The organism is Paraburkholderia translucens, from assembly GCF_020881035.1.
GTDB classification, from domain to species: domain Bacteria; phylum Pseudomonadota; class Gammaproteobacteria; order Burkholderiales; family Burkholderiaceae; genus Paraburkholderia; species Paraburkholderia translucens.
In genome coordinates this window covers 63,379-89,957 of sequence record NZ_JAJITC010000016.1, presented here as the reverse complement: position 1 = coordinate 89,957, position 26,579 = coordinate 63,379, and the positions used below count along the sequence as shown (strand labels likewise).

Sequence of the window (26,579 nt, the reverse complement as noted above, 5' to 3'; positions counted from 1 at the left end):
CATGAAGGGCGTCGGCAGCGGTAAAACGATGCAGTGAAAAAAGAGACCGGGCTCGCCTGAAAGGGGGAGCCCGGTTTTCTTTTGCGTGGTCGCGGGACGATTATCTCCGGCTCATTTGCGATAGCGCGCGAGCGTCAACCCATCGAGATCGATTTCCGGCTCGCGCTGCGTGATCAGATCCGCAACCACGCGCCCCGAGCCCATCGACATCGCCCAGCCCGTCGAGCCGTGCCCGAGGTTCAGCCATAAGTTGCCGAGGTTGCACGGACCGAGCAACGGCGCGCCATCGGGCGTCATCGGCCGGCGGCCGACCCAGAAGTGCGCGGAAGTCGCATTGGCCGCGTGCGGAAACCAGTCGCGCAGCACCGTGAGGAGCGTTTGCAGCGCCTGCTCGCGCAGCGTGGTCTGGCGATTGCCGAGCTCCGCCGTACCCGCGACGCGCAGGTTGTTGCCGAAGCGCGTGATCGCAGTCTTCAGCGATTCGTCCATCAGCGCCGCACGCGGCGCTTTTTCTTCGTCGATCACGGGCAGTGTCGCGGAATAGCCCTTCACCGGATAGAGCGGCACCTTGACGCCGAGCGGCGCGAGCAGCGCGGCGCTATCGACGCCGAGCGCGACGACCACTGCGTCGGCGGGTAGCGTCTGTGGACCGCGCTCGCTTTGAATATGTACACCGCGCACGGCCGCGCCCTCGACATCGAGCGACGTGACACGCGTGTCGAAGCGAAAGCTCACGCCATTGCGCTCGCAAATCGCGCGCAGCTCGCGGGTGAAGCGCGCGCAGTCACCGGCTTCGTCGTCGGGCAGATACAGGCCGGAAAACGGCGTCCGACGCGCCCAGCGCAGACCCGGCTCGATCTCCACGCATTGCGCGGCGCTGACTTCGCTATGCGTGATGCCCGTGTCACGCAGCACCGCGAGCGACGGCTGCGCGAGCTCGACGTCGTACTCGCTGCGAAATAGTTGCAGATAGCCCCGGCTGCGACCGTAGTCGAACGGATGCCGGCCGCGGAATTCATGCAGGCATGCGCGACTGTAGTACGCGATGCGCTGCATCCGCTCCTTGTTCACACGGAAGCGTTCGACGTCGCACTCGCGCAGCCAGCGTGCGATCCAGCGCCATTGAGCCGGATCGAGCGTGGGCCGGAAGATCAACGGCGAGGCGGGTTTGAAGAGATACTTGAGGATTGTCGCCGGCATGCCGGGGGCCGCCCACGGCGTCACATAGCCCGGCGCGATCACGCCGGCGTTGCCGAAACTCGTGGACAAGGCGACGTCGGGTTCGCGCTCGATCACCGTCACGTCGCAGCCTTGCTGCGACAGATAGAAAGCAGTGGCGACGCCGATCACGCCGCCGCCGAGAACGATCGTTTTCATGATTGTGAAGCTGCGGTTTCAGGCGATCTCACGCGGCGCAGCGGCTTAGCGCGGGTACTGTGCCCTTCGGGTCTCCAGGTGTACGTATTCTACGGGCGATGCGGCAGCGTGCGGCAGGCCGGGGTAAAGAAAGGCATCGGTACGTACCCTCGCGTGCTCGCGCGCCGTCGCGGCCCTATTCAAGCGGCACTGACGCGGCCCAACCGTACCTATTTTTTCTTACTAACCCCTACGATGTAACGCAAAACTTATCGGCGACCGTTAAACTGCGCGTGCGGCCCCGGCTGCCGCACCCTATCACTTTTGGACACCTGGCGCCCCCCGATGCCCATTACCGCGAAACGCCGTTCGCCTTCCCGCGCCCTTGCGAGCACGACCGTGCCTGCGCAGTGCGGCATGCTGGGCGAACCGTCGGTGCAGCGGCGGCGCTTTCTGAGGGGCTCGGCGGGTGCGGTCCTGGCGGCAGGTTTCGGCGGCACGCTGCTGTCCGCGTGCGGCGGCAGTCTCGACGCTGATCAACCGGAGACGCCGCGCCTCGCGTCGGTGAGCAATTTCCGCGATGTCGGCGGCGCGGGCTCCGGCTATCTGACCGTCGACGGCAAGCAGATGCGGCGCGGCGTGTTCTATCGGGCGAACGCGCTGACGCTGAGCGGCAAGGACGCAGCGACGCTCGACAAGCTCGGCGTCGTGTCGGTCTACGACTTGCGCACGCCTGCGGAAATCGCGCGTACCGCCGACGTACTGCCTGCCGGCGCGACATCCGCCACGCTGAACGTGCTCGGCACCAACGATTTCGTCGCACCCCCGTTCGATACAGCCGCCGACGCCGTCGCATTCATGCAAGCGCAGGCGCGCGCGTATGTGACTGGCGCCCCGCAGCGAGCCGCCTATGGCGCGTTGTTCGGCGCGCTCGCCGATGGCACGGGTGCGCAACTGTTCCATTCGACCGCCGGCAAGGATCGCGCGGGCTGGGTCGCGGCGCTCCTCCTCAGCATCGCCAATGTGCCACTCGACGTGATCATGCAGGACTATCTGCTGAGCAATGTCTATCTCGCGCCATCGATCGCCGCTCAAACTGCCACGCTGCGGGCGCAGGAAGGCGCGGCCATCGCGATGGCCAGGGCGCCGTTGCTCGACGTCGACGAGAATTATCTGCAAGCGGGCTTCAACGAGGTGCAGGCGAGTTACGGCACGATGGCAAGCTACCTGACGCGAGGCCTCGGTCTTTCCACGGCGACGGTCGACGCACTGCGCAATCGACTCGTGCATTGATGCGCTTCGCCGTCGCGCTTTGCGGACCTTGCGACTGCGCAAAAAAGGTCCGCCACAGGGGTGGACGGACCGAAAAGGGCGGCATCGAGGTTGCCAAGCGTGACTACACGTTCATCGCCCGCGTGGCAGCCGGTGCAGTAAGGGCAGGAAAGTAACGCGGTCCGCGCACCAATGGCTGCGCGTATCCTCACTACAGCGCCGGGTCCATCGGCAATTCGATCCGTACTTCGAGCCCGCCTCTCGAGTGGTTGCGCACGAGGCAGCGACCGCCGCGATCGTGCGTGAGCCGTGCGACGATCGCGAGACCGAGCCCGCAATGGCCTTCGCCACCGCGCGCGGCGTCGAGCCGCACGAACGGCTTCATCGCCGCGGCAATGCGGTCGTCGGGAATGCCTGGGCCGTGGTCGCGCACGCGGATCGTCCAATGAGCGTCGCTGCACGCGGTCGAAATCTCCACCGGCGGCACGCCGTGTTCGAGCGCGTTGTCGACGAGGTTCGTCACGAGCCGGTCGAGCAGCGTGCGCGGCAGCGTGAACGAGGGACCGGCGCGCAAATCGAGCGCGAAGAGCGGGGTTTCGGGAGCTTGGGCCGCTTCGGGCATCTCCGCAACTTCAGCGGCTTGCGCGTCATCACCCGAGGAAAATTGCTCGCGCAAAAACTCGTCGACTTCGACGGGCGGTCCGGTGTCCGCCGATTGGCCCGCGAATTCCAGAAACTGCTGGACGATGTTGGTCAGCGAATCGACGTCGCGGATCAGGCCCGCGCGCTCGTCTTCGTCGACCAGTACGCTTGCCCGCAACTTCAGGCGCGTGAGCGGTGCCTTCAGATCGTGCGCGACACCGGCGAGCATCACCGCCTGGTCGTCGCCGGCTTCGTTCAGGCGCCGCATCATGTCGTTGAATGACCCGATCAGATCGCGCAGTTCGCGCGGACCCTGCACCGGTACGGGCTCCGGCCGGCCGCCCGCGCCGAACGCGCGCGATGCATCGGCGACGCGCGACAGCGGCCGTTGCATCTGCCACACCGCGAACAACGACAGGATCAGCCCGGCGAGCAGCATTGAGACCGATTCGGTCAGAAAGCGCGGCGCCGGCGGTACGTCGACCGGCACGACGACCCAGTTCGATTTGCCAGGAGACAGCACCCACAGCTGCGGCGGATGCAGATCGTCGACGGCGATCTGCGTGCCGGCCGGCAGGTTCTCGCGCAAATGCCGGCTCAGCTCGACCAACATGCGCTCCGTCGGCTCGTGCAGATGCACGCTGGTCGGCATGTTCCAAGTGGGCACCAGGTGCACGCGCATCGCGGGCGGGATCGCGGCGCCCTTGATCGGCTCACCGTTGATCGCCTGCAGCACGAGCAGAATGCCGCGCGCGAAGCCGTCGGCTTCATGGCGCGGCGGCTGCATCGTCACCAGCACGAACCAGCTCGCCTGAATCGCGAACAGCACCGCCGCCGACAGCAACGCCATTCTGCCGAATAGCGTGTTCAGCGGATTTTTCATGCGCTCGGGGCGGCCTCGTCCTCGAAGGGCGTGCTGCTGGCATCGGGCACGAACACGTAGCCTTTGCCGCGCACCGTTTGGACGTAGCACGGATTGGACGGGTCGTCCTCGATCACGCGGCGCAAGCGCCAGATTGGCACGTCGAGGCTGCGGTCGCGGAAGGCGAGGTTGTCGCGATGCACGAGATCGTGAATCAGCACGCGCGACATCACCTTGTACGGGTGGTTGACGAAGATCTTGAGCAGGGCGAATTCGCTATCGCGAAGCGGCAGCTTGGCATCGTCGCGGCTCAGCGAGCGCGTGGCGAAGTCGAGTTCGAACGGACCGAAGCGATAGCGCTTGCGTGCTTCGGGTGCGCTCGTGGCGGGCGGCCCGCGCCGGCGCAGCACGGTCTGGATGCGCACGAGCAGCTCGCGCGGATCGAACGGCTTGGTCAGGTAGTCGTCCGCGCCGAGCGACAGTCCGACGATGCGGTCGGCCACCGTGCCGCGCGCGGTCACGAAGATCACCGGGATGTCGTCGCCGGCGGCGCGCAACGCAGTGAGTGCGCGCAGGCCGTCGGTGTTCGGCATCATGATGTCGAGGACGACGACCGACGGCCGCTCACGCTCGAGGCGACGCTGCAAATGGGTGCCGTCGTGCAGCACCGACGCATCGAAGCCGTTCGACTGCAGGAATTTGCAAAGCAGATCGCGTACGACCGGATCGTCGTCGACGATGAGGACCTGTGGATTCATGGCGAAATTCTAGACTGGCGCGTCCGACGCGCGATCGGGCATTTCCTTACCAACGCTTACTGTGTGCCGAGCGGCGCTGACGCGTTCGCGTCGCGCGGCAGATCGACGAAGATCTAGTGCTCACTTTAGCACTGCATGGTTTGGCTATCTGCAACGACCGGCACGCGATGGCAACAGTTGGCAAGCACAGGAAAACACTTGCAAGCGCGCGGAACGGTTCGTAACACCTGCGCGAAAGCGTGCTTTGCTTCGCCCATCGTCGGCACCTGCGTGGCGCGATGATTCATCCCGCAGCACGTCGCGCCGCACGCCGAACGAGGCCCGCAGCCTCCGGCGACGCTGCCCAGCGTTCAACCGATTCCGGTGCGCAGAGCGCGCCTTCGCGAGGCCCATCATGACGATCCACAATGCGAATACGTCGGCCACCAGTTCGCTTGGTTCGAACGGTTTGCCGAGAAGGCGGCGCAGGAAAAACCAGCCTGCCGGTAGTCAGTGGGTCGGCGTAGTCGATCGCGGCGTAGTAGACGGGCTTTGAACCACGGGCAACGCGCAGTGCATCCGAGGCCCGCAAAGCGCGTGAGTCAGCGGACACACGAGCGGGCGGCGACGAGGTCACGAGGCAGCGCCCGAAGGCGGTCACAAAGCACGATGGGCATCAACAGCAACGGCGGCCACGCGCTCAGCGCGTGACGCGCAGTCGCAATTCGTTCTGACCTTGCACGCTCGCAGTGACGTTCACGCGCCGCGTGTCGGTCGTCACGATGAAATGCTGGAGCACCGGTGTATTGACGTCGTGCACGACCTGCGCAAAGCAGGCGGCGATGTCGGCGGGCTGGTTCGGCTCGGCCGTGGGCGCGGCATCGACGGCGTTCGCGAGCAGCAGCGCCGCGCCGCAGGCGAGCGCGATGCGCGGGAGGCAAGAGGGGAACGAAGGTGAAGAACGGCGAGCGAATGACATGGGCGAGAAGTCCGGAGAGCGGTTGCGATGAAAGCCGTGACTGACATCAACGAAGGACCGCGCATGGCGCGGCCCGTGCGACTATCGTCGCAGCCCGCGGGCATTTTCAAAGGGGGGAACAGCCTGCGCGCTTCGCAAATGCTTTCGAACTCTTCTCGTGTCTTTCCGGATGTTGCGCCGGCAGGTGGTCGCCGGCGCGCTGCGGTGGCTCGACCGGGCGGCGTCGTTTCAGCGCCGCTCGCGTCGCTCATGCCGCTACTGCTTCGGCCGAGCGCTCGACGTCGAGCGTTTCCTCATGGAACGCCGCGAGCGATTCGCGATGCGCGACGCTGACGATCGCCGCCTTGGGCAGCCGCTCCGTGAACAGGTGATAGAGCCGTGCCTCGTTTTCCGCATCGAGCGCGCTGGTCGCTTCGTCGAGGAACAGGTAGTCGGGCTTGTGCAGCAGCACGCGTGCGGCGGCGAAACGCTGCTGCTCGCCGGGCGACAGCACACGGGTCCAGTGCGCCGATTCCCGCAGACGATCCGCGTATTCCGACAGATGGCAGGTGACGAGCGCGTCGCGGCATTCGTCGTCGCCATAGGTGTCCGCCGCCGACGGATACGCGAGCGCCGCCTTCAGCGTGCCGATCGGCATGTAGCTGACCTGTGGGATGAACATCATGCGCGCGTTGACCGGCGCGTCGATCGAGCCGTCGCCGAACGGCCACAGGCCCGCGAGCGCGCGCATCAGCGTGCTCTTGCCGGCGCCCGACGGACCGCGCACGAGCCAGCGTGAGCCCGGCCGGATCGCGATATCGCGGATGCGCGCGAGCGGGTTGCCATTCGGCAGCGCGAGCTTGAGGCTATCGGTAGTGAGCGCGTTCGCGTCGACGAAGTGCAGGTTGATGCCACCATGCTCGGTGGCCGGCGACACCGATTCCTTCAGACGCGGCGAATGCACGACGCGCTTGAATTCGCGCAACCGGTTCACGGTCGCGCGCCATTCGACGAGGCTCGTATAACTGTTGATGAACCACGAGAACGAATCGCTGACGGTACCGAATGCGCTGGAAATCTGCATCAGCACACCGAACGTGAACGCGCCCGCGAAGTAGCGCGGCGAGGCGACGACGATCGGGAAAATGATCGCGATCTGGCCGTAGAAGCTCAATACGAAGGTCAGACGCTTCGTGTACTTCATCACCTGCCACCAGTTGTCGCGGATGCGGCCGAACAGCGTGCGCGCGTTCGTCTTCTCGGTCTCCATGCCGTTGTAGAACGCGATCTGCTCGGCGTTCTCACGCAACCGGATCAGGCCGAAACGGAAATCCGCCTCGACTTTCTGCGCCTGATAGTTGATCGACACGAGCGGATGGCCGACCTTTTGCGTGACGAGCGAGCCGACCACCGCATACAGCGCCGCGGCCCACACCATGTAGCCGGGGATCTGCAGCGGCATGCCGCCGAGCGAAATGCTCAACGCGCCCGCGAGCGACCACAGGATCGTGATGAACGAGACGAGCGTGACGACGGTGGACAACAGATCGAGCGTCAGCGACAGCGTGGTGGTCGCGAACGACTGCAGGTCGTCGCTGATCCGCTGGTCCGGGTTGTCGGCGAGGCGGTCGCGTTCGATGCGGTAGAAGGCGCTGTCGTTGAGCCACTCGTTCAGGTAGCGGGTGGTCAGCCACTGGCGCCAGCGGAAGCCGAGCATCTGGCGCAGATAGCGTCCGTACACGGCGAGGATGATGAAGCCGAACGCGAGTCCGGTGAAGACCATCAGCAGATGCGGGAAGTCGTGGACGTTCTTCGCCTGCAGCGCGTTGTAGAAGTCCCGGCTCCAGCTATTCAGGCGCACGTTGATCCAGACGACGAGCAGGTTCATCACGATGATCGTGACGAGCAGCCCCCACGCGATGCCTCGTTCCTCTGAAACCCAGTAGGGTTTGATCAGGTTCCACGCGGAGACCTTTTCGTCGGGCGGCAGCGCGGGGCTGGCAGAAGTATGTGGTGTCATGAGCGTTCTGATGAAGTGCTGGCCCGAACTGCCGTTGCGGCGCGCGGGTTCGATCTGGTTGACCCATGTCGGGCGATCCCGCGAACAGCCGCCCCCTTTGCGGGGCCGCCGCTGGGGCGGGTCTGCGATACCTGGCCGGACATCGCGCTCGACGAACGCGAGTCCGGACGGGCGCCCGATTCTGGCGTGACGCCCTTAAGCGAAAATTAATTTTCGCGGCCGGTATCGGCTCAGGTGCCGCCGCCACGCATGCGGCCAGGAGCGCCGCGCGCGCCGCGCTTTTGCGGCACCGCTCACGGCATTGTGCCAGAGCGCCGGCCCGCTTCGCATTGGCTTCACGATAGCCCGGGCCAGATCAAAATCGCGGCTGCGACGGCGCCGTGCTGGTTTGCGGGCGCCGCGCCTTTTATGGTCTAATGACCTGCGACGAAACAGGGGTGCTTCGCCCACAGCAGGCATGACTTTCATGCCGGGGCGGCGAGGCTGAGAGAGACCCTTTGCACCCGATCCGGGTAATACCGGCGCGGGAAGTTTCCGGAAGCAGCCGTCTTCCATTCCCCGCCGGGAGGCAAGCGCACCACATATGCGCGTGCAGTGCCCGGCCGGCTTCACCCGCCGGTTTCGTCCTGGGTACGTGCGTTTTTGGCCGTACGGAAAGGACTCGATGACCGCCTATTCTTCAGACATGCATTCTCCCCTTCGTCACGCCGTCTCGGGCGCGCTGTGCCGTTCTCGCGTCGCCCGCCACAGTAGAACGGAGCGTGCGCGATGACCGGTCCCGCCCGACCCGATTTCGCCGTGCTCGGCGGCGGCCTGTGCGGTCGGCTGGTCGCGTGGCGTCTGGCTGGCGACGGGCATCGCGTGGCGCTCTACGAGCGCGGCGATGCAGCCGGTTCGCAGGCCGCCGCGTGGGTTGCAGCGGCGATGCTCGCGCCGCTCGCCGAAGCCGCGAGCGCCGAGTTGCTGATCACGCGGCTCGGCGCGAGTTCGCTCGAAAGCTGGCCTCGTGTGCTCGCCGAACTGCCGGAGCCGGTGTTTTTCCAGCGCAACGGCACGCTCGTCGTCTGGCATCACGCGGATCGCACCGAGGCTCCGCTGTTCGAGCGCCGCGTGCGCGCCAACGCACCGGCTGAGCTACTCGAAGGCGGCTTCGTCGCGCTTTCGGGCGCGCAGCTGGGCGCCGCCGAGCCCGCGTTAGCGGGCCGCTTCAACCACGGTTGGCTGCTGCCGCGCGAAGGTCAGCTCGACAATCGCCAGGTGCTGTCCGCGCTCGCGGCGGGGCTTGCCGAGCGCGGTGTCGACACGCACTGGAACACGCCGATCGACGACGCATCGCTGCCCGCTGCCGGCATCACGATCGATTGCCGCGGACTCGGCGCGAAGCCCGTGCTGCCGACGCTGCGCGGCATCCGTGGCGAGGTCGCGCGCGTGCATGCGCCTCATCTGCAGTTGACGCGCCCGGTGCGGCTGCTGCATCCGCGCTACCCGCTGTATATCGCGCCGAAGCAGAACGGCCTCTATGTGATCGGCGCGACCGAGGTCGAAGGCGAGGACATGTCGCCAGTCAGCGTGCGCTCGGCGCTCGAGCTGCTGAGTGCGGCGTTTTCGGTCCATCCGGGCTTTGGCGAGGCACGCATTCTCGAGCTCAATTCGCAGTGCCGGCCGACCTTGCCTGATCACCGCCCCGCGCTATTGTGGGACGGTGCGCGCACGCTGCGCGTGAACGGCCTGTACCGGCATGGCTATATGATCGCGCCCGAAGTGGCCGACGAAGCCGTACGTTTCGCGAGCGCGCTGCTCGACGGCCGCGTCGGCGACGCCGACGCATTCGCCGGATGGCGGCGCGAGGCGCGCTGGAGCGAGCTGTTCCAGCAGGATTTCGCGCGGGAGCCGGCCTGAGCGTGGCGGCCTTCGCGCCGCGCTGCCGCTTCCGCCATCGATTGGACCGTATTCGAACACCATGGACATTCATATCAATCAGAAGCCGTTGTCGCTACCCGAGGGCGCGACGGTTGCCGATGCACTCGCCGCTTTTGGCGCCCGTCCGCCGTACGCGGTCGCGCTGAACGGCGATTTCGTCGCGCGTGCGCAGCATGCGGCGCGCGCGTTGCAAACGGGCGACCGGCTAGATGTGGTGCAGCCGGTTGCGGGCGGCTGAGCGCGCTCGCGCCAGCCGGTAACCCACCGAACATCCACCACCGCCGCTGAAAACCCATTGCCGCAACATTGTCGGTGCCCTGCCGCGCCGGCAAACCAGGATGATGCAAATGACTTCTCACGAGACCGCCGACGCGCTGACGCTATACGGTCAAACTTTCGCGAGCCGCGTGCTGCTCGGCACGTCGCGCTACCCGTCGCTGCAGTCGCTGTCCGATTCGATCGACGCCGCGCGCCCCGGCATGGTGACCGTCGCGCTGCGCCGTCAGATGAACGAGGGCAATGCCGAAGCGGGCTTCTTCGATCTGCTCAAGCGCCACGGCGTGCCGCTCCTGCCGAACACGGCGGGCTGCCTGACCGTCGGTGAAGCGGTGACGACCGCGCACATGGCGCGCGAAATCTTCGAGACCGACTGGATCAAGCTCGAACTGATCGGCGACGACTACACGCTGCAGCCCGACCCGGTCGGCCTGATCGAGGCCGCCGCGCGGCTCGTCAAGGACGGCTTCAAGGTGCTGCCGTACTGCACTGAGGATCTGGTGATCGGCCGCCGGCTGCTCGATGCCGGCTGCGAGGCGCTGATGCCGTGGGGTGCGCCGATCGGCACCGGCAAGGGCGTGATCAATCCGTACGGCCTGCGCGTGCTGCGCGAGCGCCTTCCGGACGTGCCGCTGATCGTCGACGCCGGGCTCGGCGTGCCGTCGCATGCGGCGCAGGTGATGGAGTGGGGCTTCGACGGGGTGCTGCTGAATACGGCGGTGTCGCAGGCGACGCACCCCGACGCGATGGCCCGCGCGTTCGCGCTGGGCGTCGAAGCGGGCCGGCAAGCGTATCTCGCGGGTCCGATGGCCGAGCGCGAGAGCGCGCACGCGAGCACGCCGGTGGTCGGCATGCCGTTCTGGCATCAGGATGGAGGGGCCGCATGACACAGTCGTTGACCTTGAAGAACCGCGATCTGTTCTGGCCGACGGCCGACGAACTCATCGAAGCCGCGGAGCGCATTCGCGCCTGTCTCGGCGACTGGCCCCCCACGCACGCGCCGTGGCGCATTTGCCTGACCGTGCCCGATGAACCGAACGGCGGCGACCTGATCGTGATCGCCGACGCGCAGCCGCACGGCGAACAGGTGGCGCGCTGGTTGACGCGAGGCGCGGGCGTGATCGTCGCCGCGGAAAACCGCGCGACGCTGCATCTGGGTGGCGAGAAGTACGGTCTCGAAGGCCACCTGGCGGAAGACTGGGTTCCGGCGCTGGCCGCTTTTCTCGACTGCGGCTTCGATCCGCACGACGCGCTGGTGCTCGCGCTCGCGTGGCGCGACGGCGACGAAACCCGCACCGACGACGCGTTCCCGGCCGACCTCGCCCGCTTTCCGCGACTCACCGGCCTGCCGGCTGCGCCCGCAGAGGCGTTTCCGCGCTGCCCGGAAAAGCTCGGTCTGTACCCGGTGCTGCCGAGCGCGGACTGGGTCGAGCGGGTGGTCGGCTTCGGCGTGAAAACGGTGCAATTGCGCCGCAAGTCGGCCGAACCCGCTGACGAACTGAAACGCGAAATTGCCCGCTGCGTGGCGGCCGGTCGCGCGCACGACGCCCGGGTGTTCATCAATGACCACTGGCAGGCGGCGCTCGAGGCGGGCGCGTACGGCGTGCACCTCGGCCAGGAAGACGTGCATACCGCGGATCTGTTCGCGCTGGCCGGCGCGGGCATCCGGCTTGGTCTGTCGACGCACGGTTTTTACGAGATGCTGAAGGCGCTGCATTTCCGTCCGAGCTACATTGCTTTGGGCGCCGTGTTCCCGACCACGACGAAGGTCATGCCGACCGCACCGCAGGGCTTGCGGCGCCTCGCGCGCTACGTGCGGCTGCTCGATGGGGTGGTGCCGCTCGTCGCGATCGGCGGGATCGATCTGCAGGTGCTGCCGGACGTGCTCGCAACGGGCGTCGGCTGTGCGGCCGTGGTGCGCGCGGTGACGGAAGCGGCCGACCCGGCCGCCGCCGTTTCCGCGCTGCAACACATGTTTACGCAATAATCGTCAAGCATAGTCAAGGAACGGGGCACCTCACGGCAGCTTTTGCATGATGGCCCTATAATTCGGCCTTCCCTGTAAAAGGACTGTCAGTTTGGTGACTTCCTCCCCCGAGACCTTACTCGAGCTGCGCGACGTCGACTTCGGTTACGGCGACCGGCTCGTCCTGTCGAATCTGAATCTGCGATTTCGTCGCGGTCAGGTCGTCGCAGTCATGGGCGGCTCGGGTTGCGGCAAGACCACGGTGCTGCGTCTGATCGGCGGCCTCGTGCGCGCGCAGCGCGGCCAGGTGCTGTTCCACGGCCAGGATCTCGGCGAACAGACGCGCGAAGGCCTCTACGCGCTGCGTCGCAAGATGGGCATGCTGTTCCAGTTCGGCGCGCTGTTTACCGACATGTCGGTGTTCGAAAACGTCGCCTTCTCGCTGCGCGAGCACACCGACCTCCCTGAAGAACTTCTGCGCGACCTCGTGCTGATGAAGCTCAACGCGGTCGGCCTGCGCGGCGCGCGCGACCTGCTGCCGTCGGAAATTTCGGGTGGCATGGCGCGGCGCGTGGCGCTCGCCCGCGCGATCGCGCTCGACCCCGAATTGATGATGTACGACGAGCCGTTCGCCGGCCTCGACCCCATTTCACTCGGCATCACCGCGAATCTGATCCGCACACTGAACCAGGCGCTCGGCGCCACGTCGATTCTCGTCACGCACGACGTGCCGGAATCGTTCGCGATTGCGGACTACGTGTACTTCCTGTCCAACGGCGGGGTGCTCGCCGAAGGCACGCCGGACGAATTGCGCGCCTCGACCGACCCGACCGTACGTCAATTCATCGACGGCGCGCCGGACGGCCCGTTCAGATTCCACTATCCTGCGAAGGCGTCGCTCGCGGCCGACTTCGGCGTCGGCGGAGGCCAGTCATGATCAGTACGATTGGTCGCGCGGTGCTCAGCGGACTCGGCACGGCCGGCTATGCGACGCGCTTTTTCCTGCGCCTCCTGCTCGAGTTCTTCCCGCTGCTGCGCCGCCCGCGCCTTGTCACGAAGCAGATCCACTTCGTCGGTAATTATTCGCTCGTGATCATCGCGGTGTCGGGGTTGTTCGTCGGCTTCGTGCTCGGTCTGCAGGGCTATTACACGCTGAACCGCTACGGCTCCGAGCAGGCGCTCGGGTTGCTGGTCGCGCTGTCGCTCGTGCGCGAGCTCGGGCCGGTCGTGACGGCGCTGCTGTTCGCCGGCCGCGCGGGCACGTCGCTGACCGCCGAGATCGGCCTGATGAAGGCGGGCGAGCAGCTCACCGCGATGGAAATGATGGCCGTCGATCCGGTCAAGGTCGTCATCGCGCCGCGCCTGTGGGCCGGCATTGTCTCGATGCCGATTCTCGCCGCGATCTTCAGCGCGGTCGGCGTTCTGGGCGGTTACGTAGTGGGTGTGCTGCTGATCGGCGTCGATGCCGGCGCGTTCTGGTCGCAGATGCAAAGCGGCGTGGACGTGTGGCGCGATGTCGGCGCGGGTGTCGTCAAGAGCGTCGTGTTCGGCCTCGCGGTGACGTTCGTCGCGCTGTTTCAAGGCTACGAGGCGAAGCCGACGCCGGAAGGCGTGTCGCGCGCGACGACCCGCACGGTCGTGTATGCGTCGCTCGCGGTGCTCGGGCTCGATTTCCTGCTGACCGCCCTGATGTTCAGTTAAGACCGCGCCGCGCGCCGGCGGCCCGGCGGCGCATGATGCGCCGCGCGCGGCGGGTAGTGGCGGCGGCGCGGCGGATTCACTTTGGGATGACGATGAAAAAAAATGCTCTCGACTTCTGGGTCGGCCTGTTTGTGGTGCTGGGTTTCGTGGCGTTGCTGTTTCTCGCGCTGAAGGCCGGCAACATGAGTTCGTTGTCGTTCCAGGCAACCTACCCGCTCAAGCTCAAGTTCGACAACATCGGCGGGCTGAAGGCGCGCGCGCCGGTGAAGAGCGCGGGCGTGACGGTCGGCCGGGTCGCGTCGATCGGCTTTGATAGCAACACTTACCAGGCGCTCGTCACGATCGATATCGACAAGCAGTTCCAGTTTCCGCGGGATACGTCGGCGAAGATCCTGACCTCGGGGCTGCTCGGCGAGCAGTACATCGGGCTCGAACCAGGCGGTGACTCGGAAATGCTCAAGGCTGGCGATACGATCTCGATGACGCAATCGGCGATCGTGCTGGAGAATCTGATCGGCCAGTTCCTGTATAGCAAGGCCGCGGATGCCGGCGCGGCGAAGCCCGCTGCATCGGCTCCCGCACCGGCGCCTGAGGCGCCGGCCTCCGGCGCTGCCGGCCAGTAAGGCCAACAAGGAGAACTACGATGCAGACGACACTGCAGACCGCGCGCAGCGGCGCGCGCGTCCTACAGTTCGGCAAGATCGCGGTGGCGGTTGCGTTGCTCGCCGGTTGCACGACCGTGCAGACGCCCACCAAGGGCGACCCGTTCGAAGGGCTCAACCGCACGATCTTCACCGTCAACGACAAGATCGACCAGTACGCGCTGAAACCGGTCGCGAAGGGCTACGTTTGGGTCACGCCGCAGCCGGTGCGCGACAGCGTAACGAACTTTTTCTCGAATATCGGCGACGTCTATATCGCGGCGAACAACCTGCTGCAGCTGCGCATCGCCGACGGCGTGTCCGACATCATGCGGATCGTGATCAACACGGTGTTCGGCGTCGGCGGCCTGTTCGACGTCGCGACGCTCGCGAAGCTGCCCAAGCACGAGAATGACCTCGGCCTGACGCTCGGCCACTATGGCGTGCCGCCGGGGCCGTACCTGGTGCTGCCGCTGTTCGGGCCGAGCACGGTGCGCGATGCGGTCGGCTCGATCGGCAACTACTACGTGAACCCGATCAGCTATATCGATCCGCCGGGCCTGAGCTGGGCCCTGTATGGCCTGAACATCGTCAACACGCGCGCCAACCTGCTCGGCGCGGGCGAGGTGCTGGAAGGCGCGGCGCTCGACAAATACTCGTTCGTGCGCAACGCATTTCTGCAGCGACGTCAGTATCTGCTGTCTGCGGGTGGTCGGCGTCCGCAGGAACTGCCTAACTATGACGAGGAGGCGCCGCTGCCGAAGTATGACGAAGGTGCGCCCGACACGCAGGGCGCTCCGGGCAATGCGGCTCCGGCATCTGGCGCGGCCGCGCCGGCGCCGCAGGGCGCGTCGGCCCCCGAGGCCGCATCGGGCGCCGAAACACCGCCGCTCGACATGAACGGCGGCCCCGAAACCACGCAGATTCCGGCCGGCCAGTTGGTGCCACCTACGCATTTCAACTTCCCGTCGTTCAGATTGCGTTGAACGTGCAGCCGTAACAGATCGATACGACTCTCGCAGTTTGCGCATGGATTGCCGTCGAACTCGCGTGATAAGGTCGGTTCAAACCGTTGCACTATTTTTGAGGCAAAGCTCGATATGAAAAAATTCTTCCTGATCCCCTTGTTTGCGGCGTTGTTTTCATTCGTCAGCGTGGGGGCATCGGCGCAAGCCGTGGACACCAACTCGCCCGAGGCGCTGATCAAGACCGCCACCCAGCAGGTGATGGACGCGATTCGCAACGACAAGTCGATCCAGCAGGGCGACATCACGCGCATCACGGCTCTCGTCAACGAAAAGATCCTGCCGTACACCGACTTCCGCCGCACCACGCAGCTCGCGATGGGCCGCAATTGGCGCACCGCGACGCCCGAGCAGCAGAATCAGGTGATCGAGCAGTTCAAGATGCTGCTGATCCGCACCTATTCGGGAGCGCTCGCGCAGGTGCGCGACCAGCAGATCCAGTACAAGCCGTTCCGCATGAACCCGGACGACACCGACACGGTGGTGCGCTCGGTCGTCATGAACAACGGCCAGCCGATCGAACTCGACTACCGCCTGTACAAGACGCCGCAAGGCTGGCGCGTGTATGACATCAATGTGCTCGGCGCGTGGCTGATCCAGGCGTATCAGCAGCAGTTCAACGAGCAGATCCAGCAGAAGGGCGTGGACGGACTGATCCAGTTCCTCACGCAGCGCAATCAGCAACTCGCCGCGGGCAAGCAGTCGTGAGCGACGTGCTGAACCCGGTCGCGAATCGCTTCGACAGCGGTGCGACGCTGACCCACGAGAGCGCGAAGGCCGAGCTCGCGGCGGGTCTGGAACGTATCGCGGCGGGCGCGCGCGGCGTCGATTGCGCGCCGCTCGAGCAATTCGATTCCTCGGCGCTCGCCGTGCTGCTCGCGTGGGTGCGGGCCGCGGCGGCGCGCGGCGGGAAGTTTGAAATCATCAATCTGCCGGCGGGTCTCGCCAGTCTCGCGCAGGCCTACGGCGTCGATACTCTCCTGACTCCTGCCGCATCCTGCACGGTTGCGTCAGCGCGACACTGACGCTCCTCCAGCGTCGTCTCCCTCCTTCCCGCCGGGCCGGGGGCGCCAGTTTTTGCCCTATAATCAAACGTTTTTTTGGGGCGTTGAACTGGCCCCTAATCGGCCCCGGTTCCGTTTCTTCAAGCATTTGCTCGTCCCGAGGCTCCATCGGGGCTACTTCGGGCGCCGCGACGCACGCGGCCCATAGTCATGTCAGCCATAGAAATTCGTAACGTCAAGAAGCGCTACAAGGACTTGCAGGCGCTCAAGGGCGTCAGCCTCACGGTCGAAGACGGCGAGTTCTTCGGACTGCTCGGTCCGAACGGCGCGGGCAAGACGACGCTCATCAGCATTCTCGCGGGTCTCGCGCGCGCCGATGAAGGCAGCATCGCGGTGCGCGGTCACGACGTCGTCGACGATTTCCGCAACGCGCGCCGTGCGCTCGGTGTGGTGCCGCAGGAACTCGTGTTCGATCCGTTCTTCACGGTGCGCGAAACCTTGCGCATCCAGTCGGGCTACTACGGGCTGCGCAACAACGACGCGTGGATCGACGAGATCATGGCCAATCTCGATCTGACCGAGAAAGCCGACGCGAATATGCGCGCGCTGTCCGGCGGCATGAAACGCCGCGTGCTGGTCGCCCAGGCGCTGGTGCATCGTCCGCCGGTGATCGTGCTCGACGAGCCGACCGCGGGCGTCGACGTCGAACTGCGCCAGACGCTGTGGAAGTTCATCTCCCGCCTGAATCGCGAAGGCCACACCATCGTGCTGACCACGCATTACCTGGAAGAAGCCGAATCGCTGTGCGACCGCATCGCAATGCTGCGCCGTGGCGAGGTCGTCGCGCTCGATCGCACCAGCACGCTGTTGCAGCGTTTCGCCGGCATGCAGTTGTTCGTGCGTTTCGCACAGGGCGTGCTGCCCGCCGAGTTGCGTCCGCTTGAGGCGGAAAGCGGCGCGGCCAACGGCAACGGCCGGCAGCATCTGCTGCGCCTGACCAGCTATGACGACGTCGAGCGCATCCTCGCGCAATGCCGCGCGGCCGGTTGTACATTCGAAGAAATCGAGGTGCGCAAGGCCGACCTCGAAGACGTATTCGTTCAGGTGATGAACGGTCCGGAAGTCATCGAGGGGCTTGCATGAGCGGCTACAGTGGATTTAGCACGCTGTTTTACAAAGAACTGCTGCGTTTCTGGAAGGTGTCGTTTCAGACCGTGCTTGCACCGGTCATCACTGCGCTCCTGTACCTGACCATCTTCGGCCACGCGCTGCGCGGCCACGTACAGGTCTATGCGGGCGTCGAATATACGAGCTTCCTGGTTCCAGGACTCGTGATGATGAGCGTGCTGCAGAACGCCTTCGCGAACAGTTCTTCTTCGCTGATCCAGTCGAAGATCACGGGCAATCTCGTGTTCGTGCTGTTGCCGCCTCTGTCGCACTACGAGATGTTCGCGGCCTACGTGCTCGCGGCCGTCGCGCGCGGCTTGTGTGTCGGCTTCGGTGTGTTCATCGTCACGATCTGGTTCGTGCCGCTTGCCTTTACGGCGCCGCTCTACATCATCGTGTTCGCGATGTTCGGCGCGGCGATCCTCGGCACGCTGGGTCTGATCGCCGGTATCTGGGCCGAGAAGTTCGACCAGCTCGCCGCGTTCCAGAACTTTCTGATCATGCCGCTTACGTTCCTGTCGGGCGTGTTCTACTCGACGCATACGCTGCCGCCCGTGTGGCGCGAAGTATCGCGCCTCAATCCGTTTTTCTACATGATCGACGGCTTTCGCTATGGCTTTTTCGGCGTGTCGGATATCGACCCGCTCGTGAGCCTCGCGATCGTCGCCGGTTTCTTCGTGGTGCTGGCTGTCGTCGCGATGCGCATGCTCGCCTCCGGCTACAAGCTGCGCCACTGACGAGGAGCTTCTCTCATGTTGCCGACTCCCGAACAGGTCAAACAGTACATTGCGGCTGGACTCGCGTGCGAGCACCTCGAAGTCGAAGGCGACGGTCAGCATTTCTTTGCGACGATCGTCTCGCCGAACTTCGAAGGCAAGCGCCCGATCCAGCGCCATCAACTCGTGTATGCGGCGCTCGGCGACCGCATGCGCGAAGAAATCCACGCGCTCAGCATGAAGACGCTGACGCCCGCCGAATGGCAGAACGCGTAATCTGGAAATTTAGTGCGAATCACTCAGGAAGGGCGCGACGCCGCCAGCGGCGCGCCGAATACACTCAAGGCAGGTCCGGGGGCGAACCGGGCCGATCAGGAACCGACAGGCATGGATAAACTCATCATTGAAGGTGGCTACCCGCTCTCCGGTGAAGTTGTCGTCTCGGGTGCGAAGAACGCGGCATTGCCGATCCTGTGCGCGGGTCTGCTCACCGCCGATCCGGTGCATCTGGAGAACGTGCCCGATCTGCAGGACGTGCGCACGATGCTCAAGCTGCTCGGCCAGATGGGCGTGCGGATCGAAGCCGGCGAAGGGCGCGTCGCGCTCGACGCGTCGAAGGTCGACAACCTCGTCGCGCCATATGAGATGGTGAAGACGATGCGTGCGTCGATCCTCGTGCTCGGACCGCTCGTCGCGCGCTTCGGCCATGCGCGCGTGTCGCTGCCGGGCGGCTGCGCGATCGGCGCGCGTCCGGTCGATCAGCACATCAAAGGTCTGCAGGCGATGGGCGCCGAGATCACGATCGAGCACGGCTTCATCGAGGCGCGCGCGAAGCGTCTGAAGGGCGCGCGTATCGTCACCGACATGATCACCGTGACCGGCACGGAGAACCTGCTGATGGCGGCGGTGCTCGCCGAAGGCGAGACGATCATCGAGAACGCCGCGCGTGAACCCGAAGTGGTGGACCTCGCGCATCTGCTCGTCGCGATGGGCGCGAAGATCGACGGTATCGGCACCGACCGCCTCGTGATCCAGGGCGTCGACAAGCTGCACGGCGCAAAGCACACGGTGATTCCGGATCGCATCGAAGCGGGCACGTTCCTGTGCGCGGTCGCGGCGGCCGGCGGCAACGTCACGCTGCGCAAAATGCGTCCGCTGCTGCTCGAGGCCGTCACCGAAAAGCTGCGCGAAGCGGGCGTTTCGGTCGAGGAAGGCGACGAATGGATGCGCGTGCGCATGGACAGGCGTCCGAACGCGGTGACGTTCCGCACCTCCGAGTACCCGGCGTTCCCGACTGACATGCAGGCGCAGTTCATGGCGCTCAACACCATCGCTGCAGGCACGGCGCAGGTCGTCGAGACGATCTTCGAAAACCGCTTCATGCACGTGCAGGAACTGAACCGCCTCGGCGCGAGCATCACGATCGACGGCAACACCGCGCTCGTGACCGGCGTCGAGAAGCTCTCCGGCGCGAAGGTGATGGCCACCGATCTGCGCGCGTCCGCGAGTCTCGTCATCGCCGCGCTGCGCGCCGAGGGCGAGACGCTGATCGACCGCATCTATCACCTCGACCGCGGCTACGACCGCATGGAAGCGAAGCTCAACGCAATCGGCGCGAAGGTGCGCCGCGTGTCCGGGAGCCAGGCATGAGTTCGATGCCGCAAACGTCGTCGTCGCCGGCGGTGAGCGCGCCGCTCACGCTCGCGTTGTCGAAAGGGCGTATCTTCGAGGAAACGCTGCCGTTGCTCGCGGCGGCCGGCATCGAAGTCGCGGAAGATCCGGAAACGTCGCGCAAATTGATTCTGCCGACCACCGACCCGAACCTGCGCGTGATCATCGTGCGCGCGACCGACGTGCCGACCTACGTCGAGTACGGCGCGGCCGACTTCGGCGTGGCCGGCAAGGACGTGCTGCTCGAACATGGCGGCAGCGGCCTGTATCAGCCGGTCGATCTCGACATTGCGCGTTGCCGCATGTCGGTCGCGGTCGCGGCGGGTTTCGACTACGCGAACGCGGTTCGCCAGGGCGCGCGTCTGCGGGTCGCGACCAAGTACGTTGAAACCGCACGCGAGCATTTTGCCGCCAAGGGCGTGCACGTCGATCTGATCAAGCTGTATGGTTCGATGGAGCTCGCGCCGCTGGTCGGCCTCGCCGACGCGATCGTCGACCTGGTCAGCTCGGGCAATACGCTGCGTGCGAACAATCTGGTCGAGGTGGAGGAGATCATGCAGATTTCATCGCGCCTCGTCGTGAACCAGGCGGCGCTGAAGCTCAAACGCGCCGCATTGCGACCGATTCTCGACGCGTTCGCCAATGCGTCGTCGAAAGCCGGCGCCCCGGCGGCCTGACTGTCGATGTCACTCTGATCAGCTGCGGCTGAGCGCCTTACCGAAACGGATACCTGTATGTCTACCAAGATTCGCAAACTCGATTCCACCGCTCACGACTTCCAGAAGTCGCTGCACGCGGTGCTCGCGTTCGAGGCGAGCGAAGACGAAGCCATCGAGCGCTCGGTCGCGCAGATTCTGAACGACGTGAAGGCGCGCGGCGACGAGGCAGTGCTCGAGTACACGAAACGCTTCGATCGAATCGAGGCGACAAGCGTGGCCGGGCTCGAGCTGCCGATGTCGGAGCTCGAAGCGGCGCTCGAAAGTCTCGAGCCGAAGCGGCGTGCGGCGCTCGAAGCGGCGGCGGCGCGCGTGCGCGGCTATCACGAGAAGCAGAAGATCGAGTGCGGCAGCCATAGCTGGCAGTACACGGAAGCGGACGGCACCGTACTCGGCCAGAAGGTCACGCCGCTCGATCGCGCGGGAATCTACGTGCCGGGCGGCAAAGCGGCGTATCCGTCGTCGGTGCTGATGAACGCGATTCCGGCGCGGGTGGCCGGTGTGCGCGAAATCGTGATGGTCGTGCCGACGCCCGACGGCGTGAAGAATCCGCTCGTGCTCGCCGCCGCGCTGCTGGGCGGCGTCGATCGCGTGTTCACGATCGGCGGCGCGCAGGCGGTGGGCGCGCTCGCGTACGGCACGCAAACCGTGCCCGCAGTGGACAAGATCTGCGGCCCCGGCAATGCGTATGTCGCGTCAGCGAAACGGCGCGTGTTCGGCACGGTCGGCATCGACATGATCGCCGGGCCGTCGGAAATCCTCGTGCTGTGCGACGGCACGACCGATCCGCGCTGGGTCGCGATGGACCTGTTCTCGCAGGCCGAGCACGACGAGCTCGCGCAGTCGATCCTGCTGTGCCCGGACGACGCGTTCATCGCGCGCGTGAAGGAAGCGATCGACGAACTGCTGCCCGCCATGCCTCGCCGCGAAGTGATCCGCACTTCGCTCGAAAACCGCGGCGCGCTGATCAAGGTGCGCGACATGGCCGAGGCCTGCGCGATCGTCAACGACATTGCGCCGGAGCACCTCGAAATCTCGGCGCTGGAGCCGCATCAATGGGCGCAGCAGATCCGCCACGCGGGCGCGATCTTCCTTGGCCGCTACACGAGCGAGAGCCTCGGCGACTACTGCGCGGGCCCGAATCACGTGCTGCCGACGTCGCGCACCGCACGGTTCTCGTCGCCGCTTGGCGTCTATGATTTCTTCAAGCGTTCGAGCCTGATCGAGGTCAGCGCGGAAGGTGCGCAGACGCTCGGCGAGATTGCCGCCGAACTCGCCTATGGCGAAGGTCTGCAAGCTCATGCGCGCAGCGCGGAATACCGGATGCGGCAGAACAGCAACGAACGCGGCTGAGGCCGATCACCGATAGCGACGGATCGCGCCCCACCCGGCCGTTCAATAACGACGATAGAGACCAACCCGAGCGGCCCCGCGCCGACGACGCCGGCTCCGGCTCCGGCGTTCCGCGCACGGGCCGGCCCCCGAAGCTATGACGACACCTCAAGACATCATCCGCAGCGACGTGCTCGCAATGACGAGCTATCCGGTTCCGGACGCCACCGGCTTCATCAAGCTCGACGCCATGGAAAACCCGTTTTCGCTGCCGCCGGAACTCGCCGCGCATCTCGGCGAGCGTCTGGCCGGCGTCGCGCTGAATCGTTATCCGGCGCCGCGCCCCGAGCAATTGATCGAGCGCATCCGTCACGTGATGCGCGTGCCGGCAGCTTGCGAAGTGCTGCTCGGCAACGGCTCGGATGAAATCATCAGCATCATCTCGGTTGCATGCGCGAAGCCGGGTGCGACGGTGCTCGCACCGGTGCCGGGATTCGTCATGTATCAGGTGTCGGCAAAGCTCGCGAATCTCGAATTCGTCGGGGTACCGCTGAAACCCGACTTCACGCTCGACACCGACGCGATGCTCGCGGCGATCGCCGAACATGAACCGGCGATCATCTATCTCGCGTATCCGAACAACCCGACCGGCACACTATTCGACGAAGCCGAGATCGAACGCATCATCGCCGCGGCGGGCAAGAGCCTCGTCGTGATCGACGAGGCGTATCAGCCCTTCGCGCAGAAGAGCTGGCTGCCGCGCGCCGATCAGTTCGACAACGTCGTCGTGATGCGCACGGTATCCAAGCTGGGCCTTGCCGGGATCCGGCTCGGTTACCTGGTCGGCAAGCCCGCGTGGCTGAACGAGTTCGACAAGGTGCGCCCGCCGTACAACACCAACGTGCTGACGCAGGCCGCCGCCGATTTCCTGCTCGACCACATCGGCGTGCTCGACGCGCAGGCAGCGCAATTGCGTGACGAGCGCGAGAAGCTCGCGCGGGAGGTGGCCGAGCTGCCTGGCGCCGAGGTGTTCCCGAGCGCGGGCAACTTTCTGCTCGTGCGGGTGCCCGATGCGTCGGTAGTTTTCGAAACCCTGCTTACTGCGCGGGTTTTGATCAAAAACGTGAGTAAAATGCATCCATTGCTGGCTAATTGTGTGCGTTTGACCGTCGGTTCGCCTGACGAGAACGCCCAGTTGCTCGCCGGCCTGAAACTCGTGTTGCGGTAATCCGCTGCACTGAGCGGCTGCACCGGCCAGCCCGCCATTTTTCCACCCCACATTACTAGCGCTTTTAAGCCAGATTCGAGGAATTGCCATGCGCCTTGCGGAAGTCGTTCGCAACACCAGCGAAACGCAGATCCGTGTGAAGATCAACCTGGACGGCACCGGCCAGCAGAAGCTGGCCACCGGTGTGCCGTTCCTGGACCACATGCTCGATCAGATCGCCCGCCACGGGCTGTTCGACCTCGAGATCGAAGCGCATGGCGACCTGCACATCGACGACCACCATACGGTCGAAGACACCGGCATCACGCTCGGCCAGGCCGTCGCAAAGGCGATCGGCGATCGCAAGGGCATTCGCCGCTACGGTCATTCGTACGTGCCGCTCGACGAAGCGCTGTCGCGCGTCGTGATCGATTTTTCCGGCCGTCCGGGCCTCGAATTCCATGTGCCGTTCACGCGTGCGCGCATCGGCACGTTCGACGTCGATCTGTCGATCGAATTTTTCCGCGGCTTTGTGAACCATGCCGGCGTGACCTTGCATGTCGACAATCTGCGCGGCATCAACGCGCACCATCAGCTCGAAACGGTCTTCAAGGCGTTCGGGCGCGCGCTGCGCATGGCCGTCGAACTCGACGAGCGCGCGGCTGGGCAGATTCCGTCGACCAAGGGCAGCCTTTAACCGGTTTCATCGCCTCCAACGTCTTTGGGCCAATCACCTTCGAGCGATTTCCGTCAGGCAATTCATCGGGCAGGAGCGCGCGAGCCGGCACGTCGTTCGACGTCGCGCAGCGGCGTCGATCGGTTGAAGGCAGAGCGGCCAATTTTGAAATGAAAACTTCGATAGCGATTGTGGATTATGGAATGGGCAACCTGCGCTCGGTTGCCCAGGCATTGCGCAAGGCCGCGCCGGAAGCGGAAGTGGCGATCGTCGATCGTCCCGAGGCGATCCGCGCGGCCGACCGCGTGGTGCTGCCCGGCCAGGGCGCGATGCCCGACTGCATGCGCAGTCTCGCGGAGTCCGGCTTGCAGGAAGCGGTCGTCGAAGCGTCACGCAGCAAGCCGCTGATGGGCGTGTGCGTCGGCGAGCAGATGCTGTTCGACTGGAGCGCCGAGGGCGATACGCCGGGTCTGGGTCTGCTGGCGGGCAAGGTGGTGCGCTTCGAGCTCGAAGGCCAGGTGCAGGACGACGGCTCGCGCTTCAAGGTCCCGCAGATGGGCTGGAACCGTGTGCGTCAGGCGCAGCCGCATCCGCTCTGGGACGGCGTCGCCGACAACGCGTTCTTCTACTTCGTGCACAGCTACTACGTGGTGCCGGACAACCCGGCGCATACGTCGGGCGAGACGGTCTATGGCGTGCCCTTTACCTCGGCAGTGGCGCGGGATAACATCTTCGCCACCCAATTCCACCCTGAAAAGAGCGCCGAGGCGGGTCTGCGCGTGTATCGCAACTTCGTGCACTGGAACCCGTGAACGCCTTTCTTTATCCCGTTGCCGCGCGCGCGTCGCGCGGCGCCGCGGTCCCGCATCTCAACGGCGCCCCACCGGAGCGCCGAAAGAGTTGTACTAAACTAGCGGGACGGCGTTGCGGCGGGCTGACTCGCCAGCCGCTGCCGCCGACCTTCAACCCACTCCCAGATAACACCCGATTGCTATGCTGCTGATTCCCGCCATCGACCTGAAAGATGGTCAGTGTGTACGCCTCAAACAAGGCGATATGGACCAGGCGACGATTTTCTCCGAGGAACCGGCGGCAATGGCCCGACATTGGGTCGACCGCGGCGCGCGTCGTCTGCATCTGGTCGATCTGAATGGCGCGTTCGCCGGCAAGCCGAAGAACGGCGATGCGATCCGGGCGATCATCGATGAAGTGGGCGGCGAGATTCCGGTCCAGCTGGGCGGTGGCATCCGCGATCTGAACACGATCGAGCGCTATCTGGACGACGGTTTGTCGTACGTGATCATCGGCACGGCGGCGGTGAAGAACCCCGGCTTTCTGCAGGACGCGTGCACCGCGTTCGGCGGCCACATCATCGTGGGCCTCGACGCGAAAGACGGCAAGGTTGCAACCGACGGCTGGAGCAAGCTGACCGGGCACGAAGTAGCCGACCTCGCACGCAAGTTCGAGGACTACGGCTGCGAGTCGATCATCTATACCGACATCGGCCGCGACGGCATGCTGCAAGGCATCAACATCGAAGCGACGGTGCGCCTCGCGCGGGCGGTCAAGATTCCGGTGATCGCGAGCGGCGGGCTGTCGAATCTCGCGGACATCGAATCGCTGTGCGAAGTCGAAGGCGAGGGCATCGAAGGCGTGATCTGCGGCCGCGCGATCTATTCGGGCGACCTCGACTTCGCGGCCGCGCAAACGCTCGCCGACCGGCTGCGCGAAGCGGACGACGCTTAAGCACGGCGCCGGCCTGCGGCGCTCGCTCGAGCGACGGCTTGCCGCCCGCGCACGTCGCACGATCACGTACCCGGAATCGCTCCAGCTTGGGGCGGGCACCCACTTGCGGCGCGATGCAACCGCTCGCGCCGGCACCGTGCCGCTTGCCTCAGAGCGAGCGGCCTCATCAGCGGTATTGGCAGAATTGCACGATCATGGCTCTAGCTAAACGCATCATCCCCTGTCTCGACGTCACCGCGGGCCGCGTGGTCAAGGGCGTCAACTTCGTCGAACTGCGCGACGCGGGCGACCCGGTCGAAATCGCGCGCCGTTACGACGATCAGGGCGCCGACGAACTCACGTTCCTCGACATCACCGCGACCTCGGATCAGCGCGATCTGATCCTGCCGATCATCGAGGCGGTCGCCTCGCAGGTGTTCATTCCGCTGACGGTCGGCGGCGGCGTGCGCGCGGTCGAAGACGTGCGGCGCCTGCTGAACGCGGGAGCCGACAAGATCAGCATGAACTCGTCGGCGGTCGCGAATCCGCAACTCGTGAGGGACGCGACCGACAAGTACGGCTCGCAGTGCATCGTCGTCGCGATCGACGCGAAGCGCGTGTCGGCCGATGGCGAGACGCCGCGCTGGGAAGTGTTCACGCACGGCGGGCGCAAGGCGACCGGCCTCGACGCGGTTCAATGGGCGCGCAAGATGGCCGAGCTCGGCGCGGGCGAAATCCTGCTGACCAGCATGGATCGCGACGGCACCAAGAGTGGCTTCGACCTCGCGCTCACGCGCGCGGTGTCGGACGCGGTGCCGGTGCCGGTGATCGCCTCGGGCGGCGTCGGCAATCTGCAGCATCTCGCCGACGGCATCAAGAGCGGCCACGCGGACGCCGTGCTCGCCGCGAGCATCTTCCACTATGGCGAACACACGGTCGGCGAGGCCAAGCGCTTCATGGCCGACCAGGGTATTTCGGTGAGGTTGTGA

27 protein-coding genes and 1 riboswitch are annotated in these 26,579 nt (G+C 65.5%); of the genes, 22 read left to right on the top strand and 5 right to left on the bottom strand.

Features of this window, described 5'->3' with window-relative positions; genetic code table 11:
- Nucleotides 1-111 precede the first annotated feature (111 nt).
- Nucleotides 112-1,377, bottom strand: coding sequence for a D-amino acid dehydrogenase (locus LJ655_RS24860; protein ID WP_230563867.1), 1,266 nt, complete (start codon nucleotides 1,375-1,377; stop codon nucleotides 112-114).
- 396 nt (nucleotides 1,378-1,773) lie between these two features.
- Between LJ655_RS24860 and LJ655_RS24855 the strand changes: the two genes are divergently transcribed.
- A complete protein-coding gene (locus tag LJ655_RS24855; RefSeq protein WP_230563866.1) occupies nucleotides 1,774-2,649 on the top strand; it encodes a tyrosine-protein phosphatase in 876 nt (291 codons plus the stop codon).
- A gap of 190 nt (nucleotides 2,650-2,839) precedes the next feature.
- Here the strand turns inward: LJ655_RS24855 and LJ655_RS24850 are convergent, their stop codons facing one another.
- From LJ655_RS24850 to LJ655_RS24835, 4 genes are all read right to left on the bottom strand, one after another.
- Nucleotides 2,840-4,153 (bottom strand): ATP-binding protein, encoded by a 1,314-nt coding sequence (locus LJ655_RS24850; protein ID WP_230563865.1) that lies wholly within the window; start codon nucleotides 4,151-4,153, stop codon nucleotides 2,840-2,842.
- Entirely contained in the window at nucleotides 4,150-4,890 is a 741-nt protein-coding gene (locus tag LJ655_RS24845) for a response regulator (protein WP_230563864.1), read from the bottom strand. Before LJ655_RS24845 ends, LJ655_RS24850 begins: the two co-directional genes overlap by 4 nt.
- A 679-nt stretch (nucleotides 4,891-5,569) precedes the next feature.
- The gene (locus tag LJ655_RS24840) at nucleotides 5,570-5,848 is read right to left on the bottom strand and encodes a hypothetical protein (RefSeq protein WP_230563863.1); all 279 of its coding nucleotides are present in this window, start codon (nucleotides 5,846-5,848) and stop codon (nucleotides 5,570-5,572) included.
- 247 nt (nucleotides 5,849-6,095) lie between these two features.
- A complete protein-coding gene (locus tag LJ655_RS24835) occupies nucleotides 6,096-7,847 on the bottom strand; it encodes an ABC transporter ATP-binding protein/permease (protein ID WP_230563862.1) in 1,752 nt (583 codons plus the stop codon).
- Nucleotides 7,848-8,270: 423 nt separating this feature from the next.
- Nucleotides 8,271-8,394, top strand: a riboswitch (TPP riboswitch).
- A 221-nt stretch (nucleotides 8,395-8,615) separates the two neighbouring features.
- Here LJ655_RS24835 and LJ655_RS24830 point away from each other — a divergent pair.
- The 21 genes from LJ655_RS24830 (at nucleotide 8,616) to hisF (ending at nucleotide 26,579) form a co-directional block, all read left to right on the top strand.
- Nucleotides 8,616-9,746, top strand: coding sequence for an FAD-dependent oxidoreductase (locus LJ655_RS24830; RefSeq protein WP_230563861.1), 1,131 nt, complete (start codon nucleotides 8,616-8,618; stop codon nucleotides 9,744-9,746).
- Nucleotides 9,747-9,807: 61 nt separating this feature from the next.
- Nucleotides 9,808-10,005: a sulfur carrier protein ThiS gene (thiS, locus tag LJ655_RS24825; RefSeq protein ID WP_230563860.1), complete on the top strand. Its 198-nt coding sequence runs from the start codon at nucleotides 9,808-9,810 to the stop codon at nucleotides 10,003-10,005.
- A 109-nt stretch (nucleotides 10,006-10,114) separates the two neighbouring features.
- Complete coding sequence (locus tag LJ655_RS24820) at nucleotides 10,115-10,930, top strand: thiazole synthase (RefSeq protein WP_230563859.1); 816 nt, start codon at nucleotides 10,115-10,117, stop codon at nucleotides 10,928-10,930.
- Nucleotides 10,927-12,030 (top strand): thiamine phosphate synthase, encoded by a 1,104-nt coding sequence (thiE, locus tag LJ655_RS24815; RefSeq protein ID WP_230563858.1) that lies wholly within the window; start codon nucleotides 10,927-10,929, stop codon nucleotides 12,028-12,030. Before LJ655_RS24820 ends, thiE begins: the two co-directional genes overlap by 4 nt.
- A 94-nt stretch (nucleotides 12,031-12,124) precedes the next feature.
- On the top strand, nucleotides 12,125-12,946 hold the full coding sequence (locus LJ655_RS24810) for an ABC transporter ATP-binding protein (RefSeq protein ID WP_230563857.1): 822 nt from the start codon (nucleotides 12,125-12,127) through the stop codon (nucleotides 12,944-12,946).
- Complete coding sequence (gene mlaE / locus LJ655_RS24805; protein ID WP_230563856.1) at nucleotides 12,943-13,710, top strand: lipid asymmetry maintenance ABC transporter permease subunit MlaE; 768 nt, start codon at nucleotides 12,943-12,945, stop codon at nucleotides 13,708-13,710. The genes LJ655_RS24810 and mlaE overlap by 4 nt, the downstream gene beginning before the upstream one ends.
- Nucleotides 13,711-13,802: 92 nt before the next feature.
- The gene (mlaD, locus tag LJ655_RS24800; RefSeq protein ID WP_230563855.1) at nucleotides 13,803-14,333 is read left to right on the top strand and encodes an outer membrane lipid asymmetry maintenance protein MlaD; all 531 of its coding nucleotides are present in this window, start codon (nucleotides 13,803-13,805) and stop codon (nucleotides 14,331-14,333) included.
- A gap of 20 nt (nucleotides 14,334-14,353) precedes the next feature.
- Nucleotides 14,354-15,337 carry an MlaA family lipoprotein gene (locus LJ655_RS24795; RefSeq protein WP_230563854.1) on the top strand — a complete coding sequence of 328 codons (984 nt, stop codon included), beginning with the start codon at nucleotides 14,354-14,356 and terminating at the stop codon, nucleotides 15,335-15,337.
- Nucleotides 15,338-15,451: 114 nt separating this feature from the next.
- On the top strand, nucleotides 15,452-16,084 hold the full coding sequence (locus LJ655_RS24790) for an MlaC/ttg2D family ABC transporter substrate-binding protein (protein ID WP_230563853.1): 633 nt from the start codon (nucleotides 15,452-15,454) through the stop codon (nucleotides 16,082-16,084).
- The gene (locus LJ655_RS24785; protein ID WP_230563852.1) at nucleotides 16,081-16,401 is read left to right on the top strand and encodes an STAS domain-containing protein; all 321 of its coding nucleotides are present in this window, start codon (nucleotides 16,081-16,083) and stop codon (nucleotides 16,399-16,401) included. Before LJ655_RS24790 ends, LJ655_RS24785 begins: the two co-directional genes overlap by 4 nt.
- Nucleotides 16,402-16,590: 189 nt before the next feature.
- The gene (locus LJ655_RS24780) at nucleotides 16,591-17,523 is read left to right on the top strand and encodes an ABC transporter ATP-binding protein (protein WP_230563851.1); all 933 of its coding nucleotides are present in this window, start codon (nucleotides 16,591-16,593) and stop codon (nucleotides 17,521-17,523) included.
- Entirely contained in the window at nucleotides 17,520-18,284 is a 765-nt protein-coding gene (locus LJ655_RS24775) for an ABC transporter permease (protein WP_230563850.1), read from the top strand. The genes LJ655_RS24780 and LJ655_RS24775 overlap by 4 nt, the downstream gene beginning before the upstream one ends.
- Nucleotides 18,285-18,299: 15 nt before the next feature.
- Nucleotides 18,300-18,539 carry a BolA family protein gene (locus LJ655_RS24770; protein WP_027199025.1) on the top strand — a complete coding sequence of 80 codons (240 nt, stop codon included), beginning with the start codon at nucleotides 18,300-18,302 and terminating at the stop codon, nucleotides 18,537-18,539.
- A gap of 111 nt (nucleotides 18,540-18,650) precedes the next feature.
- Nucleotides 18,651-19,913 (top strand): UDP-N-acetylglucosamine 1-carboxyvinyltransferase, encoded by a 1,263-nt coding sequence (gene murA, locus LJ655_RS24765; protein WP_230563849.1) that lies wholly within the window; start codon nucleotides 18,651-18,653, stop codon nucleotides 19,911-19,913.
- The gene (hisG, locus tag LJ655_RS24760; protein ID WP_230563848.1) at nucleotides 19,910-20,611 is read left to right on the top strand and encodes an ATP phosphoribosyltransferase; all 702 of its coding nucleotides are present in this window, start codon (nucleotides 19,910-19,912) and stop codon (nucleotides 20,609-20,611) included. Before murA ends, hisG begins: the two co-directional genes overlap by 4 nt.
- Nucleotides 20,612-20,668: 57 nt before the next feature.
- The gene (gene hisD / locus LJ655_RS24755) at nucleotides 20,669-22,003 is read left to right on the top strand and encodes a histidinol dehydrogenase (RefSeq protein ID WP_230563847.1); all 1,335 of its coding nucleotides are present in this window, start codon (nucleotides 20,669-20,671) and stop codon (nucleotides 22,001-22,003) included.
- A 136-nt stretch (nucleotides 22,004-22,139) separates the two neighbouring features.
- Complete coding sequence (gene hisC, locus LJ655_RS24750; protein ID WP_230563846.1) at nucleotides 22,140-23,210, top strand: histidinol-phosphate transaminase; 1,071 nt, start codon at nucleotides 22,140-22,142, stop codon at nucleotides 23,208-23,210.
- Between the two features lie 88 nt (nucleotides 23,211-23,298).
- Nucleotides 23,299-23,886 (top strand): imidazoleglycerol-phosphate dehydratase HisB, encoded by a 588-nt coding sequence (gene hisB / locus LJ655_RS24745; protein WP_176110143.1) that lies wholly within the window; start codon nucleotides 23,299-23,301, stop codon nucleotides 23,884-23,886.
- Between the two features lie 149 nt (nucleotides 23,887-24,035).
- Nucleotides 24,036-24,677: an imidazole glycerol phosphate synthase subunit HisH gene (gene hisH / locus LJ655_RS24740; protein WP_230563845.1), complete on the top strand. Its 642-nt coding sequence runs from the start codon at nucleotides 24,036-24,038 to the stop codon at nucleotides 24,675-24,677.
- Between the two features lie 181 nt (nucleotides 24,678-24,858).
- Nucleotides 24,859-25,611, top strand: a complete 753-nt coding sequence (gene hisA, locus LJ655_RS24735; RefSeq protein ID WP_230563844.1) for a 1-(5-phosphoribosyl)-5-[(5-phosphoribosylamino)methylideneamino]imidazole-4-carboxamide isomerase — start codon at nucleotides 24,859-24,861, stop codon at nucleotides 25,609-25,611.
- A gap of 194 nt (nucleotides 25,612-25,805) precedes the next feature.
- Nucleotides 25,806-26,579, top strand: coding sequence for an imidazole glycerol phosphate synthase subunit HisF (hisF, locus tag LJ655_RS24730; RefSeq protein ID WP_230563843.1), 774 nt, complete (start codon nucleotides 25,806-25,808; stop codon nucleotides 26,577-26,579).

Bases quoted from the DNA above. Each gene is read 5' to 3' on its own strand.
- LJ655_RS24860 (WP_230563867.1), bottom strand. From the start codon at position 1,377: ATGAAAACGATCGTTCTCGGCGGCGGCGTGATCGGCGTCGCCACTGCT.
- LJ655_RS24855 (WP_230563866.1), top strand. From the start codon at position 1,774: ATGCTGGGCGAACCGTCGGTGCAGCGGCGGCGCTTTCTGAGGGGCTCG.
- LJ655_RS24850 (WP_230563865.1), bottom strand. From the start codon at position 4,153: ATGAAAAATCCGCTGAACACGCTATTCGGCAGAATGGCGTTGCTGTCG.
- LJ655_RS24845 (WP_230563864.1), bottom strand. From the start codon at position 4,890: ATGAATCCACAGGTCCTCATCGTCGACGACGATCCGGTCGTACGCGAT.
- LJ655_RS24840 (WP_230563863.1), bottom strand. From the start codon at position 5,848: ATGTCATTCGCTCGCCGTTCTTCACCTTCGTTCCCCTCTTGCCTCCCG.
- LJ655_RS24835 (WP_230563862.1), bottom strand. From the start codon at position 7,847: ATGACACCACATACTTCTGCCAGCCCCGCGCTGCCGCCCGACGAAAAG.
- LJ655_RS24830 (WP_230563861.1), top strand. From the start codon at position 8,616: ATGACCGGTCCCGCCCGACCCGATTTCGCCGTGCTCGGCGGCGGCCTG.
- thiS (WP_230563860.1), top strand. From the start codon at position 9,808: ATGGACATTCATATCAATCAGAAGCCGTTGTCGCTACCCGAGGGCGCG.
- LJ655_RS24820 (WP_230563859.1), top strand. From the start codon at position 10,115: ATGACTTCTCACGAGACCGCCGACGCGCTGACGCTATACGGTCAAACT.
- thiE (WP_230563858.1), top strand. From the start codon at position 10,927: ATGACACAGTCGTTGACCTTGAAGAACCGCGATCTGTTCTGGCCGACG.
- mlaE (WP_230563856.1), top strand. From the start codon at position 12,943: ATGATCAGTACGATTGGTCGCGCGGTGCTCAGCGGACTCGGCACGGCC.
- mlaD (WP_230563855.1), top strand. From the start codon at position 13,803: ATGAAAAAAAATGCTCTCGACTTCTGGGTCGGCCTGTTTGTGGTGCTG.
- LJ655_RS24795 (WP_230563854.1), top strand. From the start codon at position 14,354: ATGCAGACGACACTGCAGACCGCGCGCAGCGGCGCGCGCGTCCTACAG.
- LJ655_RS24790 (WP_230563853.1), top strand. From the start codon at position 15,452: ATGAAAAAATTCTTCCTGATCCCCTTGTTTGCGGCGTTGTTTTCATTC.
- LJ655_RS24780 (WP_230563851.1), top strand. From the start codon at position 16,591: ATGTCAGCCATAGAAATTCGTAACGTCAAGAAGCGCTACAAGGACTTG.
- LJ655_RS24775 (WP_230563850.1), top strand. From the start codon at position 17,520: ATGAGCGGCTACAGTGGATTTAGCACGCTGTTTTACAAAGAACTGCTG.
- LJ655_RS24770 (WP_027199025.1), top strand. From the start codon at position 18,300: ATGTTGCCGACTCCCGAACAGGTCAAACAGTACATTGCGGCTGGACTC.
- murA (WP_230563849.1), top strand. From the start codon at position 18,651: ATGGATAAACTCATCATTGAAGGTGGCTACCCGCTCTCCGGTGAAGTT.
- hisG (WP_230563848.1), top strand. From the start codon at position 19,910: ATGAGTTCGATGCCGCAAACGTCGTCGTCGCCGGCGGTGAGCGCGCCG.
- hisD (WP_230563847.1), top strand. From the start codon at position 20,669: ATGTCTACCAAGATTCGCAAACTCGATTCCACCGCTCACGACTTCCAG.
- hisC (WP_230563846.1), top strand. From the start codon at position 22,140: ATGACGACACCTCAAGACATCATCCGCAGCGACGTGCTCGCAATGACG.
- hisB (WP_176110143.1), top strand. From the start codon at position 23,299: ATGCGCCTTGCGGAAGTCGTTCGCAACACCAGCGAAACGCAGATCCGT.
- hisH (WP_230563845.1), top strand. From the start codon at position 24,036: ATGAAAACTTCGATAGCGATTGTGGATTATGGAATGGGCAACCTGCGC.
- hisA (WP_230563844.1), top strand. From the start codon at position 24,859: ATGCTGCTGATTCCCGCCATCGACCTGAAAGATGGTCAGTGTGTACGC.
- hisF (WP_230563843.1), top strand. From the start codon at position 25,806: ATGGCTCTAGCTAAACGCATCATCCCCTGTCTCGACGTCACCGCGGGC.